Here is a 16,052-nt window from a genome sequence, read left to right on the forward strand (position 1 = left end):
CGTGCAGCTGCGCGCGCGCGACGTGCCCCCCCGCGCCGCCTGGGCGCTGGAGCAGGCGGGCGTGCACCCGCTGCTGGCGCGCCTGCTGGCCGCGCGCGGCGTGCGCCGGGCGGCCGAGCTGGACCCGGCCCTCTCGCGCCTGCTGCCGCCTGTCGGCCCTGAAAGCGGCGGCAGTCCTGAAAGCGGCGGCGGCCTCAAAGGCGCGCCCGAAGCCGCCCGCCTGCTGGCCGACGCCATGGCCGCGCGCAAGCGCATTTGCTTTGTGGCCGATTACGACTGCGACGGCGCCACCGCCTGTGCCGTGGGCGTGCGCGGCCTGCGCATGCTGGGCGCGGCGCACGTGGACTACCTGGTGCCCGACCGCGTGTGCGACGGCTACGGCCTCACGCCCCCCATCGCGCGCCGCGTGGCCGAACGCGGGGCCGACGTGCTGCTCACCGTGGACAACGGCATCGCCAGCGTGGAAGGCGTGCAGGCCGCGCGGGAGCTGGGCCTGCAAGTGCTCGTCACCGACCACCACCTGCCCGGCCCTGCGCTGCCGGCGGCCCATGTCATCGTCAATCCCAACCAGCCCGGCTGCGGCTTTGCCAGCAAAAGCATGGCGGGCGTGGGCGTCATGTTTTACGTGCTGCTGGCCTTGCGCGCCGAGCTGCGCGCGCGCGGCGCCTTCACCGCCGCCAGCCAGCCCCGGCTGGATGCGCTGCTGCCCCTCATCGCCCTGGGCACCGTGGCCGATGTGGTGCGGCTGGACGAAAACAACCGCCGCCTCGTCGCCCAGGGCCTGCGCCGCATTCGCGCCGGGCACATGCAGCCGGGCCTGGCCGCGCTGTTTGAGGCATCGGGCCGCCCGTGGGCCAAAGCCAGCGCCGCCGATTTCGGCTTTGCCCTGGGGCCGCGCATCAACGCCGCCGGCCGCCTGGCCGACATGACGATTGGCATCGAGCTGCTGCTCACCGACGACGCAGCCCGCGCCCGGGAGCTGGCCGCGCGGCTGGATGCCATCAACCGCGAGCGCCGCGAAATCGAAAACGGCATGCGCGAGCAGGCCCTGCTGCACGTGGAAAACCTGTTTGACGGCGAGGCCGCCCTGCCGGTGGCCCTGAGCGTGCATGACGACAGCTTTCACGAAGGCGTGGTCGGCATCGTCGCCTCGCGCCTGAAAGACAAATGGCGCCGCCCCGCCTTTGTCTTTGCCGCCAGCGGCGCGCCCGGCAAAGAAGGCGAACTCAAGGGATCGGGCCGCTCCATCCCCGGCTTTCACCTGCGCGACGCGCTCGATCTGGTGGCCAAGCGCAGCCCCGGCACGCTGCTCAAGTTTGGCGGCCACGCCATGGCGGCGGGCTGCACCATCGCGCGCGACCAGTTCGACGCCTTTCGCCGCGCCTTCGAGCAAGTGGCCGCCGAAGAGCTGGACGCCGACGCCCTCAGCTGCTGCATGGAAACCGACGGCCCCCTGCCTGCCCAATACCGCTGCCCCGACGTGGCCGAAGCCCTTCAGGCCGAAGTCTGGGGCCAGGGCTTTCCCGCGCCGCTTTTCTGCGACGAAGTGCAAGTCATCAGCCAGCGCCTGGTCGGCGGCGAAAAGCACCTGTCGCTCAAGCTGCGCCACGCGGGCGAGGCGGTGGACGCCATCTGGTTCAACCACACCGGCCCCCTGCCCGAGCGCCCGCGCCTGGCCTACCGGCTGGATGTGGACGAATGGCAGGGCCAGCGCCGCGTGCGCTTCATCGTGGAAGCTGCCGAAGGCGAAAGCCTGGAGTAGCCGCGCTCCGCGCGGAGCAGGCGGCCTCTTTTTGCTCCTTTATTCAGAGCATGAGGTCCCAGAGACTGTTCTCAAAGAGAGAATTTGCGGCAAACGATCGTCATGTATCCAAGTGACATGACCGGTGAACAGACCGTCGATAGCGCGCACCACCCAAGGGCTACCCGCCCTGGAAACAGGTCTACAGCACCTCTGCCCGCTGGTGCGGCTGCGTCAGCAAGCGCCAAGCCCAGCGCGGATATGACGCAGGCAAAAGAGTCAAGGGGCGCAAGCGCCACATAGCCGTAGACACAATGGAGCGGCTGCTGGCCGTGGTGGTGCACTCAGCAGGCATTCAGAGCCGAGTGGGTGTCAGGGCTTTGCTGGCGAGGCCGTTCTTGCGCTTTGAGTGCCTCAAGACTGTTTTTGTGGATGGCGGCTACTCGGGCCGTCTGATCAATTGGGCGCTGAGCTTGTTTGGCTGGAACATGCAGGAGATCAAGCCAAATTCCGCGCCCACCGGGGCTAGAACCCTTGCGAAACCAGGCGTCTCCGCAGTCAGAAGCAAAGCGGAGACAGCATGGATGTCAAAAAAGCGGATGGGTGCAAATGCATTCCGCATGCGCACCCATCCGCTTTTTTGAAGAATCAGGCGTCAGCGCCCGCCCGCTGCACCGGACGCGCTGCCTTCTGGGCAAGATGCCTGCGTGTACACACCCCAGGCGAGGCGCTCGCCCTTGGCCAGCTGCTTGTCGCTGGCAAACACAGCCACTTCCAGATCACACGCCTGCTTGGCGCTGCGCTGCACGCGCAAATGGCTGACAGGCGTGCCGTCAAGCTGGCAGGCTGGCTGGCCCACCAGCTTCAGCAGATGGCCCGTGCCATCTGCTTGTTCTTGTAATTGCATGGCATGGGCCGCCGCGCCACAAGGCAGCCAGATCAGGCTTTGCGTCTGTAAGGTCAGATTGCCTGCTGACTCCAGCGCGCGGCTCACCGGCTCCCACTCGCCTTGAAGGGCGGCGGGCAGGCTTTCAGCGGCTGCAGGCGCGGTTTGCACAGGCGCGGCTTGGGGCGGGCTGGCGTCCGCATCTGCCGCCGCCCAGGTTCCCTGCGCCAGCGCTGCCGCCAGCAAGCCCATGACGGCAGGCCACAGCAGGCGGCGCGCTTTCATTTGAAAAGCCCTTCGGGCGCGTGGTGCCGCCCAGCCCAGTCTTCCCAGGCCACATCGCTGGGGCCAACGGCAATGTCAATCAGCTTCCAAGCCTGGCCGTCGCGGCGCAGCAGCGCCACGCATAAATCGGACATGGCGCCCGCTTGAGCCGCTTTATGCAGGGCGGTGCCCGCATAGTCAAAGCGCTTGTCTGCGGCATCGCGCAGGCGGGCCTGCATGAAGGCCCAGTCGCCGTCGTAGCGGATGTTTTCTGGCGCCAGCTTCAGCTGCTCCGCATCCAGCTTGAGTGATTGTGCGGCCGCCTGAATGGCGATGGCGGTGATGGCATCGTCATCCGCTTTGTGCACGCTGGGAGCGCCCGCTCCTGCGGCAGGCATGATGGACAAGACCAGCGGCAAGGCCAGCCACTTCACGGGAAATTTCATGTTTTCACTCCGGTTGTTTGAAACGGGGCATTTCAGCATTGCCAACGAATGGCGCTGCAACAGAACGTTGAATGCGCCCTGAGGCGCGCTGCCTCCCTACGAAAAACCCCTGCCCACTGAACCATGGGCAGGGGCCGTTGCGGGCCACGCCAGAAAGCGGCGCGACGCCGCTTTGCTTTGCTGCCGATCAATTCGGCGGCGTCAGGATGGCGGAGAGGTGGTTGTGCCACCAGTTGCTGGTGTCGTAAGTAATGCGCTGGCTGCCATCCGCATTGCGGTTGTTGGAGCCAATCAGCGTGACCTTGCCGTTTTCATTCGACGCCACGATTTCCGTGTGCGAAACGCCATTGCGTTCCATGATGACCACGTCGCCCGGCTTGGCGTTGGCCAGCGACACCGGCTGCCAGCCCTTGCGGCGCAGCGTGACATCCAGCTGGCGCACGGCGTCGGTGTGCTCGCCTGCCGACAGCAGGCCGTTTTTCTGCAATACCGCCGAGACGAAATTGGCGCAGCAGACGTTGTTGGGCACATTGGGATTCATCGGCAGCGCGCCGCTGCGCTTGAGTTCGGAGGCGTTGCGGCCTTCAAAGCTCTTGGCGATGGCTGCCGTGTTGGCGCCTTTCCCGTTGCCTGCTGGCGTGGGCGTGGAAGTGCCTTGCGTGCCTTGCGCACCGCCAGTCCCGCCAGCTCCCCCCGTTCTGCCTGCGCCTTGCGCGCCGGAAGGCAGGTTGATCTTTTGATTGGGATAAATCAGGTCAGGGTTGGCGATTTGCGGATTGGCCGCAATCAGGCTCTTGAGCGAAACGCCATGCGAGCGCGCGATATCCCACAAGGTATCGCCCTTCTTCACGGTATAGGAGCCGCCCGCAGCCTTGGCGGGCTGGCCGCCGCCCGTGCTGGGCGCTGCAGGAGAAGGCTGCTGGCTTTGCGCGCCGCCAGCGCCTGTTGGCTTTTGATTGCCAAACATCTGCGCTTCCTCATTGCGCCGGCGCGTCAGGCCGGGCAGCACGCGCCCGCCACCGTGGTTGTACTTGCCAAATTCGGCTTGCGCTCCGGCGTAATCGCCTGCGTTGAGCTTTTCCAGAATGGTCGATTTCTGGAGCGTGCCCGCGCCGCAGTTGAAGGTAAAGCTCACCAGCGCGTCGAACTGGCCTTGTGTCAGCGGCACCTTCACGGCCTTGCGCACGGCGTTCTCGGCCGTGCCCAAGTCCTTGCGCAGCAGCTCGGTCGCCTGTGCTTCGCTAATGGTCTGGCCTTCACGCACATCACTGCCTGTATGGCCGTAGCCGATGGTCAAAATGCCCACCGGGTCGCGATAAGCCGTAGTGCGCAGGCCCTCGTATTTTTTGACCATATCCAGCCCCGCCTGGCTCATGCTCATGCCAGAAGGCTGCGAGCCGCCTGCGCCAGAAGCCGCCGCCGTCTGCTGCACGCCTGCGATCTGGTTTGCCGCGCCGCCGCCAGCAGCGCCTGCACCGCCCGGCAAATTAATGGTGTCGCCAGCAAAAATCAAATCAGGATTGCTGATCTGCGGATTGGCCGCCAAAAGCGCCTGAAGCGAAACGCCATTGCGCGCGGCAATGGCCGAAAGCGTATCGCCCTGCTGGACTGAAACGGAGCCTCCGGCAGCGCTTGTGCGCGCAGCATTGGCATGGGAAGAAAAATTGACAGCGGTCATGTTGAGTCCTTTCCTTTGACCAGGGTTGCTACCTGTGCCATATCCCAAAAGGCTGGCAGACGCATTCATTGTCGGCATTCGCATTTGAAAAAGATAGCTGGGGCGATTACCCTGGGAAAAGCATTTATAAAACGTGTCGTCAGGTAACGAGGCAATCCTTTCGAATATTTATTTTTCTGTTTATCTACATGTGCCTGCGATGACGGTCAGCATTCTTATTTCGATAATTTCTATTTCGGAAAAATGCATATAGAAACACGAGCCAGGACGCTTGCGTAGAACGAATCCCCTTTCATTGGGAGAAGTCACACAAATAGCAATATAAATGTAAAATATAATTTACGTGAATGTAAAAGTGCTCTGATGGTAAAAATATTTTTCATTTTATCCGCGTCGTGCAATATTAATTTGCAATTTTTCTTGACGGCCTGCATTAAAGGTGTTCCATGAAAAGCTGTTTCGTCTCATGCCTGAACCCGTTCGCGGCCCTGCCTCAGGTGCGTAAAAACGGGTCAGGTCGGAATGCGAAGCACAGGTGGTTAGTCGTAGCGTTTTCAACGCGATGTCCCCTTCAAGCTTGAGGCAACAAGCGGGAGGTTGTGTTTGTCGGCAGAGTAAGGGCGATGGAAGTTGTCGCGCTGCATCCCACGGCGCCAGCTCATCAATGCAGTGGTCTGAAGCGTAATAGCGATACGCATAGGCCCACTGTCTGAATAAAGTCTGGATGAGCCGCCCGGCCATTGCCATGGGTTCTGGGCGTGTAGGGCTTGGTGCGAAAGCGCTTGTGATCCTCAGGCGATGCAGCAGCGCTGGTAAAGCGCCGTGACTGGCAAGCTGTGCCATCGCCAGCTCATCACCGGCTCAACGCATGCCTCCAGGCTTGTCGTAGTGCAGCGCTGCCAGCAGGTGCTGACAGGCGTTCTTGGCCATCTCACGGAAAGCGCCGGGCTGAAGCCCATGGAAACACACGCTTTGTGGATGTCCATTCAGGAAGTTCTGACGTGGATGGTTTGGATTGTTCATGTGTGCCAATGTGGCGGAAGGAAGCGGTCGTGCGGGAAGCGGGGCAGGAATGAAGCAGATTTCGGGCGCGCAGGCCGTCGCGCCTTGCCAAAAGAAGAAAATCCGCGCCCATGACTGAAAACCACACTGCCAACCCAACGCCCGCCCTGGCTTTTTCAGACCAGAACCTTGTCTGGCTGGACTGCGAAATGAGCGGTCTGGACCCCGAACGCGAGCGCCTGCTGGAAATCGCCATCGTCATCACCGACCCGCAGCTGCAAACCCGCGTGGAAGGCCCCGTGCTGGTCATCCACCAAAGCGACGAGCTGCTGGCCGGCATGGACGCCTGGAACCGGGGCACGCATGGCCGCAGCGGGCTGACGGACAAAGTCCGCGCCTCCACCCTCACCGAAGGCGAAGCCGAGCAGCAGCTCATCGCTTTCATCTCACGCTACGTCTCCAAGGGCGTGGCGCCCATGTGCGGCAACACTATTGGGCAAGACAGGCGCTTTCTCGTCAAATACATGCCCCGGCTGGAATCGTTTTTCCACTACCGCAATATTGACGTGAGCACCCTCAAGGAACTGGCCCGCCGCTGGAAGCCCGAGGTTGCAGACGCCTTCCAAAAACGCCAGGCCCACACCGCGCTGGCCGACGTGCACGAATCCATCGACGAGCTGCTGCATTACCGCGAACATTTCATTCGCATTTGAAAACCCGTTCACAGGCGCTTTTTCCCGGAAAGCGCTTTTTTGTTTGAAAGCGGATTCCGGCGGCGTATTTCAGCGCGGATTTGGGCTTTTGTTCTCTTGCGGCCTTTCATTCTTTGCCGGGCCATTCCGCTCCGCAGCTTTCGCGGCCTGGCCCAAAGCATGGTCCCGCCAGGAAGCATCAAAAGAAGGAGCAAATTGAACAGGGCTAAAAACGGTTTCTGCGCACGTTTCACTAGGACATCACGCTCTTTTTTAAGGAGCGGAATCAGACCTTTGTTTCCACATGGAAGGTGGAGACAAATGCAGCCAGGTTTTCCCAAGCTGATGACCGCAATACATGATGTGCAGAGCGCGCTTGTTTCAAGCCACAAAAAAGGCCGTCCAATCAGGTCTCGGACGGCCTTTATTCTGGCTGCCTATTTGAAATCGGCATCCGTTAGCAACTTGCTGCCTTGTATTTCTGTCACGTTGCGCGTGCCAGCCCGCATCATGTTGATCGTCATTTTTTTTGAACTGCGCCATGACCGAATTGACGCGCTTGCGCACAGCAACCTCACCGTCGGCCTGCCCGTTCAGTCCGTGCCTGCGCTGGGCGGCTGGGGCCTGGGCCTGCTGGCTTTCGCGCTCGGCTTCATGGGCGTGCGCTGTGGGTGCTGCAAGAGTAGCTTGAGTCGGGAGCAAAGCCTGCTGTGCGGCGTCGCTTACGCGGGCCAGCCATTTGTTGCAAGGCGTCAAAGACATCTCGGGCAGGCGCGTGATGGTTCGCAAAGAGAAGCGAACTTCACGCTTTCAAGGTGATGCCCAAACGCTGGGTGGTTGAGCACATCCTTGTCTGGCTGGAGAAAAGCCGGAGGCTGTGGAAGAGCGGTGAGCGGCTGCTTCGCGCCAGCTTGCCGTTCGTTTATTTGGCATCCTGGCTCTCTTGAGCAAAAGATTTTGAACAGGTTCTGAGAATAAGCAGCGAACGGGCCTTGCGGCTTTCAATGCGTTTGGCGCGGCAGTGGCATCAAGCCGTTTGGAAAACTTGCCAGGCATCTGAAACCTGATTTTGAACCGCTTGTTTTCCCTGCGGGTGCTTCAGGAAAATAGCTTATCCACCGCAATGAGAAACTTTTCAAGGACTTCATTCCAGGACTGGCCTTTCAATTTGTCTGGATCGAACATTTCATCCATTACGAAAATAAGCGCATCATTGATCCAGTCAGGCGGATTTCCTTGACTCTGGGGAAACGTTGGCTGGAGCCGGTAGGTTTCCAGCCTGTAAACCTTGCCGAGAAAGATTTTTTCGCCCCTTTCTTGCAGGATTTCCAAACGAAATCGGAAAGTTTCCCCGTCGCCCGCTTCGAACGGTTCCAAATCAAAAACTTTCACCTGTTCGCAAATCTTTTTCATGATTATTGGGCATGGTTTTCGAACCAGCGATGGCAGCGCGGGCGGCGGCAAAGGACAAGGCAAAGGCTGTTCAACATCAAAAAAAGGAGCGAATTTCAGCCGGTGTAATGCCGTGATGTCCTGGTGCAGTCAGGAAACTTTGCTATGAATGCGGGAGCGAAAAAATCGCTGGCGGGGCAGGGCAGGGCAGGGCTCTTTCAGGCTGTTTGCGCCGGTTTCTTGAGCGCGCCCAGCAGCACGGCGCTCAAGACTGTTCCGGCGGCAATCGCTGCCAGATACAGGCCCAGATGGGTGACGGCATTGGGGATGGGCAGCACGAAGGCGCCGCCGTGGGGCACGCGCAATTCGCACCCGGCGAGCATGGAAACCGCGCCGGTGAGGGCCGAGCCTGCGGCCAGGGCGGGGATGACGCGCAGCGGGTCTTTGGCGGCGAAGGGAATGGCGCCTTCGGTGATGAAGGCCAGGCCCATGACGGCGGCGGCTTTGGCGCCGTCGCGCTCTTCGGCGCTGAAGCGGCTTTTGAACAGCCAGGCGGCCAGGGCGATGGCCAGCGGCGGCGTCATGCCGGCGGCCATGACGGCGGCCATGGGCGAATAGACCTCGCTGGCGATCAGGCCGGTGCCGAAGGTGTAGGCGGCCTTGTTGATGGGGCCGCCCATGTCGATGGCCATCATGCCGCCCAGCAGCAGGCCCAGCAGCAAGGCGCTGCTGCCTTGCAGGCCCTTGAGCCACTGGGTGAGCGCGGCCAGCAGCGCGGCCACGGGCTGGCCGATCACGTAATACATGAGCAAGCCGGTGATGAGCGTGCCCAGCAGCGGGAGGATGAGCACGGGCTTGAGGCCGTCCAAGTTGCGGCCCAGCCGGATTGTTTCGTTCAGCCACTTGACGGCGTAGCCCGCGATGAAGCCGGAGGCCAGGCCGCCCAGAAAGCCCGCGCCGATGCTGTTTGCAATCATCCCGCCAGCCATGCCGGGCGTGATGCCGGGGCGGTCGGCCACGGAGTAGGCGATGTAGCCCGAGAGCACGGGAATCATGAGCGCGAAGGTGGCGCTTTTGCCAATGGAAAACAGCGTCCAGCCCAGCGTGCCCTGGTGCGCGTCGTCATACACGTAAATGCCGCCCAGCGCGAAGCCCAGCGCAATGAGCAGCCCGCCGGTGACAACGAAGGGCAGCATGAAGGACACGCCCGTCATCAGGTGCTTGTAGGCCCCGGTGCGCTCTTTTTTGGCGGCGGGGGCGGCTTCTTTTGGGGCGGATGGGGCCGCGCCGTGCGGCTGCGCTTCGGCCAGCGCCTGGCGGATCAGGCCTTGGCCGTTTTTGATGGCCGCCTTGGTGCCGCTGGCAAAAAGGCGTTTGCCCGCAAAGCGGCTGGCGTCCACTTGCGTGTCGGCAGCGATGATGACCAGATCAGCCGCCGCAATGTCGTCAGGCGAAAGGGTGTTTTGCGCGCCAACCGAGCCTTGCGTTTCCACCTTCATCTGGCAGCCCAGCGCGGCGGCGGCGGCCTTCAGCCCTTCTTCGGCCATGAAGGTGTGGGCAATGCCCGTGGGGCAGGAGGTGACGGCAACGACTTTGAGCGCCTGCCAGTTTTCTGCGCCTGGCCGTTCAGCCTCTTTGGGGCCGCCTGCCCCCGTGGCCTCCGTGACATCAGCGCGGGCCGCCATCAAACCGGGCGAACCGGCGGGCAAACCGGCGCCTGCTTGCTGCAAGCACTGGCGCAGCACGCCTGCTGCATCGGCCAGCACGGCGGCCAGCGTGGCCACGTGCGCGGCCTTGCCCGCCAGCCGCTGCGCGGGCGCTTCGCCCACGCACAGCACCAGCGGCGCGGCGGCCAGTTCTTCGGGCGCAAGAGGGTCTTGCGCGCCGCTTTCCAGCAGGGTTTCGATGCGCAAGGGCAGCTGCATGGCGCGGGCGGCCTCGCGCAGCGCCTCGCGCGCCAGCAGCGAATGCGTGGCGCGGGCGGGCGTGTTGATGATGACCAGCAGGGAGGAAGGCATGGCTTGCAGCTCCGGCAAGGTGATTACAGGTTGAAATGAGACATCAAATCGCGGCGCAAATCTTCATAGCACGCCGCCAGCCAGGGCACAAAGCCATCGGCCAGCGGGAAGGTGCTGCCATCGCGCATGAACCACACCACCGGCGGCTCCGCCGGGTTGGGCGCGCCATCGAGCTGAAAGGCCAGCCCGTCGCCGCCGTCTTTCCAGAACGGCAACAGCCCCAGCGCCAGATAGCCGCTGCCCTGCGCCTCGCCCAGCAGGCTTTCCAGACTCAAATGCGGCTCCAAACCGGCATTGGCCCACCGAAAGCCATCGCCCACCGCGCGCATGCGGGCCGCGTATCGGGTTTGAAATTCGACATAGCTTTTCGGGAAAACCACGCCGAATGCTTTTTCCAGCCGATCAAAATCCGCCTGCGTGGGCAGGCCGAAATCGGGGGAAAAATCGCCGCAAAAATCGGGATAGCGGGCTTGAAGGTCGGTGAAGGTCATTTTCTTTGAATGATTAATTCATTTTGTTTGCAGCTATGTTTTCACGCATGGATTCAGGAAGATGAATCATGATGGAATGGCCGACAAGGTAATGGCCTGCAACAAGGCATTGATTTCACTGGCAGGCGGCAAATCCGGCCCCAATCGATTCAATTTGGCCGTGGCAAATGCCACGCCATGCCGCAAAGCCTCGCGCCAGTCCAGCCCTGCATGCCGCGCGGCGAGCAGGCCGGCCACTTGCGCATCGCCTGCGCCCACAGTGCTCACGGGCTTGACGGGCAAGGGCGCGGCCAGCCACGCGCCTTCGGGGCTGCTCATGAAAGCGCCTTGCGCGCCCAGGGAGACGACAACGGTTTCCACGCCCTGGGCGTGCAGGCCGCGCGCGGCTTCGCGTAAATCGGCGCAAGTGGGCAGCGGGCGGCCCAGCAGGGTTTCCAGCTCGTGGCGGTTGGGGTTGATGAGGGCCAGCGGCACGCCGCAGGCCAGGGCCTGCTTCAGCGCCGCGCCGCTGGTGTCCAGCGCAATGCGCGCGCCGCGCTCGTGCAAAAGTTTCAGCAGCGGCGCGTAGCCTTCGGTTTGCAGGCCGGGCGGCAGGCTGCCGGCGGCCAGCGCCCACTGGCCGGGTTGTGCGCGCTGGCGCACGTCTTGCAGCAGGGCCTGCCAGGCGGCGGCGGGCACGGCGGGGCCGGGCAGGTTGATGTCGGTGGTGTCGCCCGTGTCGGCCGCCACGATCTTGATGTTGGTGCGCGTGCTGCCGGGCACGCGCTGGCAGGCGTCTGCAATGCCTTTGCGGGCAAACAGCGCCTCGAACGCCGCCGCGTTGTCTTGCCCCAGCAGCCCGAGCGCCACGACGGGCGCGCCCCAGTCGGCCAGGCAGCTGGCCACGTTGATGCCTTTGCCGCCCGCGTTGCGGCGCGCTTGCGTGGCCACGTTCACCGCGCCGGGGCGCAGGCTGGGCAGGCTCACGGTTTCGTCAATGGCAGGGTGGGGCGTGATGGTGAGGATGGGCAGGGGCATGGCGTTTTTCATGGCGTTTCCGGCAAGTCATTCATTTTTGAAGCGCGTGCATTCAAGGATGGATTCGCTCCTGCTTCAATAGCAGACTCTCCGCGTGGAATGTGCGACATATGGCTTTTTGCAGTGCCTGAATCCGCTCCTTTTTTTGAGGCGATTCCGCCAGCTTTCGGCAGAGGGCGGGCATGGCGGGGCAGGGCTGTTTCATTTCCATGAATCAAACAGCATCAGCGCATTGAATGTGGATGCCTGTATGGGCAGGCCATATACCACGGGCGCAAGCCACAAAAAGCCCAGCAGGCCCGCTGCTGCAAAAAACCATGCCCAGCGCCGCGAAAGGCCCGCGCAGGTGGCCAGCCGGGCGCTCATGACATAACTGACGGCCAGCGCCGGAAAATAGTGGTAAATGAACATGGGCCGGTGAATGAAGAAAAAAGGCGCGAAATTCACCAGATACGCCAGCGCCAGCAAATAATCGCTTTGCGCGGGCGGGGCTGCCGGTTTGCCCATATTCGCGCCGCGCCAGGGCGAGGGCAGCAGGGCGGCCAGAAAATACAGCGCTCCCAAAGCCAGCGGCCACCAAATGGCGATATTGGCCGCCATGTAAATGCGCTCCGGCGGCTGGTTCTGGCTGCTCCACACGAAAATGCCGCGCCAGCCCCACGGCCAGGTGTACCAGGGGCTGGCATAGGGGTGCCCTGAAACCTGGCTGGAATACGAAGCCATGGCGCGGTGCAGCTCCAGCGTGGCATAAGGGGTGAAAAGCCAGTCGCTGCCTGCCGGGTTTTCACGCCGCTCTTTCAGCCGCTGCTGCATGGGAGCAGACATATACGCATCGCCCGGCCCCGCCTTGGGCAGCAGCGCAAAATGCAACGCATATCCGACGCCTTGCACCAGCAATATCACGGCCACAATTGCCAAAAATGCGCCTGTTTTTGCGCGCCATTGCCGCCGTATGTTTTGCCAGATTGGCCCAATGGCCGGAAAACCTTCCAGCGCCAGCGCAGCGAGAACCGGCGCGACAAAGCCCAGCCCCGTCCACTTCACGCCGCAGGCCAGCCCCAGCGCCAGCGCGCCCAGCAGCAAATGGCGCTTTTTGCCCTGCCGCCGCCAGGCCGCCATGCCGCACCAGCCCGCCAGGCCGAAAGTCAATAGCGGAATATCGTTGAGGATGAAGCGCGATTCCACCATCAGCACGGTGTCAAACGCCGCCAGCCAGCCCGCGCACAAGGCCCAGCGCCGCGCCGCGCCAAAATCCAGCGCCAGCCGCGCCACCAGAAGCGGCAATACCGTGCCGCACAGCGCCGGAAACAGGCGCATCCATAAATAAAAACCGCCCGGATAATGCAGGCCGTGCGGATGAAACGAAAACCCTTGCGACACGCCCGCCAGCGCGCCCAGCGCCGCGTAAATGAGCTTCATGTGCGGCGGATGAATATCAAAATAATATTCCCCGCTGAAATAATACGAAGCAAACCGCCCCACCAGGCTTTCGTCAAAAGCCACTTCGGCAGGCTCGGCCAGCCGCCATAAATGCAGCAGGGCGGAAACGGCCAGCAAAAGCAGCCAGGGCCAGCCTTGCCGCCAATGCTGGCGGATGGGCTGCCCTATTTCTGTTTTCAGACTGAATGGCATTTTTAAAATCTGGCGCGGCCGCTGGGCGAATATGAAACGTGTGTTTTTTTGCGTGCCTTAGCGCTTGACCTGCCTGGGCGCTTGCAGCCTGGCGGCCAGGGCGCGGACGCTGTCGGCGTCGGCGCTGTCAAGGGCCAGCTGGGCCAGCTCGGCCAGCAGGGCGCTGTCGCAGGCGCGCAAGGCGGCCTTGACGGGGGCAATGTCGCGCTGGCTCATGGAGAGTTCGCGCACGCCCAGGCCCGTGAGGATGGCCGCGCCGAGCGGGTCGCCCGCCAGGCCGCCGCACACGCCCACCCAGCAGGGGCGCCCGGCTTGCGTGGCGGCTTGTGCGCCTTGCACGGTGTGCTGAATCATGCGCAGCACGGCGGGGTGCAGGGTGTCGGCTTCGCGGGCCAGCTCGGGGTGCTGGCGGTCGATGGCGAGCACGTATTGCGTGAGGTCGTTGGTGCCGATGGAAAAGAAGTCGGCATACAGCGCCAGTTGCCCGGCCATGACGGCCGCTGCGGGCACTTCCACCATGATGCCGATGGGCACGGCGGGCGCGTTCAGCTGCTGGCGGATGCGTTCGCATTCGGCGCGCAGCGCGCGCAGCTCGGCCAGGCTGGTGATCATGGGAAACATGATGGAAAGCGGCCCGGTTTTGGCGGCGCGGTAGATGGCACGCAGCTGCGGCTCCAGCAAATCCGGGCGGCGCAGCATGAGGCGGCTGCCGCGTATGCCCAGGAAGGGGTTTTCTTCGTGCGGCAGGTTGAGGTAGGGCACTTGCTTGTCGCCGCCGATATCGAGCGTGCGGATGATGAGGGGGCGGCCCGCCAGCTCGCGCACCATGCCGCAGTAGGTTTCGCACTGCTCGTCTTCGCCGGGGGCGCTGTCGCGCTCCAGATAGAGAAATTCGGTGCGCATCAGGCCCACGCCTTCGGCGCCGGCGGCCAGCGCGGCGGGCACTTGTTCGGGGCGATTGACGTTGGCGGCCACTTCCACGCGCACGCCGTCTTGCGTGGCGGCCGGTTGCAGGGCCAGCCGGGCGATTTCGCGGGCGCGCGCCTGCTGCGCGTCGCGCCACTGGCGGGCGCTTTGCAAATCGGCCTCATCCAGCCCCCAATACAGGCGCGCGCCGTCGCCGTCCAGCACCACGGTTTGGCCGTCGGGCACATCGAGCAGGGCGCCGCCTGCGGCCACCACGGCGGGCAGGCCCAGCGTGCGGGCGATGATGGCGGTGTGCGAGGAAGGGCCGCCCTGCGCGGTGCACAGGCCCGCCACCTGGCGCAAATCGAGCGCGGCGGTGTCTGACGGGGTGAGGTCGGCAGCGGCGATGACGAGGTTTTCGCCGCCCTGCTCCTGCCCGCCGGGCACATCCAGCTCTGGCGCGAGCTTGCGCAGCACGCGCAGGCCCGCATCGCGCAAATCGGCTGCACGCGCGGCCAGCAGCGGGCTGCCCACGCTGGCCAGCTGGCCAGCGGCGGCTTGCACGGCTTCGTGCCAGCTCCAGGCCGCGCCGTGGCCTTGCGCCATGCGCTGGCAGGCCTGGGCGATCAGGCCGGTGTCGCCCAGCAGCTCGGCTTGCGCGCGGAAGATGCCGCCTTCGGCCTTGCCAATGCGCGCGGCGGTGTCTTGCGCCAGTTGCAGCAGCTCGGCGCGGGTGGCGGCCAGGGCTTCGTCCAGCGCGTCAGCGCCTTCGGCCAGCGGGGCCGGGCGGTCGGGCACGGCGATGTCGGCGGCGCGGCGCACGCGCAGCGTGCCAATGGCCAGGCCCGGGCTGGCGCTGATGCCTTGCAGCGACGGCGGCTGGCCCGCAGGCTGCCAGGCGCTGCGGCTGGCCGCTTGCGCCTTGGCCTGGCGGGCTTTTTCGGCCTCGGCCTCTTCGGCGGCGGTCAGCCGGTTCATCACGCCTTGCAGCGCTGCCAGGGCGGCGGCGGCATCGTCGCCTTGCGCGGAAACGTGAAGGGTCTGCCCGTGGGCGATGCCCAGTTGCAGCAGGGCCATGAGGTTTTTGGCGTCGCCCGCCTCCTGCCCGTTTCGCACGCGCACGCTGGCGGCAAAGCGCCGGGCCGTTTCCACCCACTGCTGGGCGGGGCGCGCGTGCAGGCCGTTGGGATAGGGCATGCGCCAGTCAAAGCCTTGCGCGTAGTCGCCGGCCGGGGCTTGGGCAGCGGCGTCAGCGGCGGCGGCAGGTGCAGCAGGCAGCTCCAGCGCGCGCAGGATGTCGCCCGCATCTGCCGTGCAGGCCAGCTTTTGCAGCGTGGCCTCGTCTTGCAGCAGGCGCGTCAGGCGCCGCAGCAGCGCCAGGTGCTCGTCAGACTGCGCGGCAATGGCGAAGATGAGCGTGGCGCGCTGCCCCGCGTTCCACTCCACGCCGCCGGGCACTTGCAGCACGGCGATGCCGGTGCGCTCGATCAGGTGCCGGTCGGCAATCTGCCCGTGCGGAATGGCCACGCCGCTGCCCAGATAGGTGTTGGCCGTCTGCTCGCGCGCCAGCAGGCTTTGCACATAGGCCGGGGCGATGCAGCCGGCGGCCACCAGCAACTGCCCCGCCTGCCGGATGGCGGCGGTCTTGTCGGCGGGCGCGGCGCCCAGTTGAACCAGTTCGGGGCGGATGAGGGCTTCGGGCATGGCGTTTTTCCTGAATGTGCTTCTGAATCTGAAGTTCTTCTGAGCGGCGCGTGTGATGGCCGCGCAGTCTAGCCGCAGGGCAGGGCGCCGGAGACATCAAAAAAAGGAGCGAATTCAGGTATATCTAAATGCCTTCCTGCGCAGTTTCCACTAGGACGTCATGCTATGGATAGAGGAGCGAAA

General features: G+C 63.9%; 12 protein-coding genes and 3 pseudogenes. 5 read left to right on the forward strand and 10 right to left on the reverse strand.

Annotated elements, in window-relative coordinates; genetic code table 11:
* Position 1: 1 nt before the first annotated feature.
* Both recJ and C1720_RS10290 read left to right on the forward strand, forming a co-directional pair.
* A complete protein-coding gene (gene recJ / locus C1720_RS10285) occupies positions 2-1,762 on the forward strand; it encodes a single-stranded-DNA-specific exonuclease RecJ (RefSeq protein ID WP_102284626.1) in 1,761 nt (586 codons plus the stop codon).
* 230 nt (positions 1,763-1,992) lie between these two features.
* Positions 1,993-2,385, forward strand: a pseudogene (locus tag C1720_RS10290) (transposase); the annotation flags it as partial.
* Between the two features lie 11 nt (positions 2,386-2,396).
* Here the strand turns inward: C1720_RS10290 and C1720_RS10295 are convergent.
* The 4 genes from C1720_RS10295 to C1720_RS13815 form a co-directional block, all read right to left on the reverse strand.
* Entirely contained in the window at positions 2,397-2,912 is a 516-nt protein-coding gene (locus C1720_RS10295; RefSeq protein ID WP_102284134.1) for a hypothetical protein, read from the reverse strand.
* On the reverse strand, positions 2,909-3,337 hold the full coding sequence (locus C1720_RS10300) for a hypothetical protein (RefSeq protein WP_146006981.1): 429 nt from the start codon (positions 3,335-3,337) through the stop codon (positions 2,909-2,911). Before C1720_RS10300 ends, C1720_RS10295 begins: the two co-directional genes overlap by 4 nt.
* Positions 3,338-3,524: 187 nt before the next feature.
* Positions 3,525-5,015 carry a SafA/ExsA family spore coat assembly protein gene (safA, locus tag C1720_RS10305; RefSeq protein WP_158241706.1) on the reverse strand — a complete coding sequence of 497 codons (1,491 nt, stop codon included), beginning with the start codon at positions 5,013-5,015 and terminating at the stop codon, positions 3,525-3,527.
* Positions 5,016-5,876: 861 nt separating this feature from the next.
* Complete coding sequence (locus tag C1720_RS13815) at positions 5,877-6,038, reverse strand: hypothetical protein (protein ID WP_158241707.1); 162 nt, start codon at positions 6,036-6,038, stop codon at positions 5,877-5,879.
* A gap of 110 nt (positions 6,039-6,148) precedes the next feature.
* On the opposite strand from C1720_RS13815, the gene orn reads away from it, so the two are divergent.
* The 3 genes and pseudogenes from orn to C1720_RS14745 form a co-directional block, all read left to right on the forward strand.
* Entirely contained in the window at positions 6,149-6,730 is a 582-nt protein-coding gene (gene orn, locus C1720_RS10310; RefSeq protein WP_050714438.1) for an oligoribonuclease, read from the forward strand.
* Positions 6,731-7,219: 489 nt separating this feature from the next.
* A pseudogene (locus tag C1720_RS14740) lies at positions 7,220-7,369 on the forward strand (hypothetical protein); the annotation flags it as partial.
* A 15-nt stretch (positions 7,370-7,384) separates the two neighbouring features.
* A pseudogene (locus C1720_RS14745) lies at positions 7,385-7,670 on the forward strand (IS5/IS1182 family transposase); the annotation flags it as partial.
* Between the two features lie 137 nt (positions 7,671-7,807).
* Here C1720_RS14745 and C1720_RS10320 read toward each other — a convergent pair.
* The 6 genes from C1720_RS10320 to ptsP form a co-directional block, all read right to left on the reverse strand.
* Positions 7,808-8,086: a hypothetical protein gene (locus C1720_RS10320; protein ID WP_199170993.1), complete on the reverse strand. Its 279-nt coding sequence runs from the start codon at positions 8,084-8,086 to the stop codon at positions 7,808-7,810.
* Between the two features lie 233 nt (positions 8,087-8,319).
* Positions 8,320-10,119, reverse strand: coding sequence for a fructose-specific PTS transporter subunit EIIC (locus C1720_RS10325; RefSeq protein ID WP_102284627.1), 1,800 nt, complete (start codon positions 10,117-10,119; stop codon positions 8,320-8,322).
* Positions 10,120-10,142: 23 nt separating this feature from the next.
* Complete coding sequence (locus tag C1720_RS10330; RefSeq protein ID WP_102284139.1) at positions 10,143-10,610, reverse strand: SMI1/KNR4 family protein; 468 nt, start codon at positions 10,608-10,610, stop codon at positions 10,143-10,145.
* 66 nt (positions 10,611-10,676) lie between these two features.
* Positions 10,677-11,627, reverse strand: coding sequence for a 1-phosphofructokinase (pfkB, locus tag C1720_RS10335; RefSeq protein WP_102284628.1), 951 nt, complete (start codon positions 11,625-11,627; stop codon positions 10,677-10,679).
* Positions 11,628-11,828: 201 nt separating this feature from the next.
* The gene (locus C1720_RS10340; protein WP_102284140.1) at positions 11,829-13,259 is read right to left on the reverse strand and encodes a phospholipid carrier-dependent glycosyltransferase; all 1,431 of its coding nucleotides are present in this window, start codon (positions 13,257-13,259) and stop codon (positions 11,829-11,831) included.
* Positions 13,260-13,316: 57 nt separating this feature from the next.
* Entirely contained in the window at positions 13,317-15,869 is a 2,553-nt protein-coding gene (ptsP, locus tag C1720_RS10345; protein WP_102284141.1) for a phosphoenolpyruvate--protein phosphotransferase, read from the reverse strand.
* Positions 15,870-16,052: the final 183 nt, after the last annotated feature.

Origin of the sequence: Ottowia massiliensis, assembly GCF_900240305.1 — a bacterium.
In the GTDB taxonomy this organism is placed as follows: domain Bacteria; phylum Pseudomonadota; class Gammaproteobacteria; order Burkholderiales; family Burkholderiaceae_C; genus Ottowia; species Ottowia massiliensis.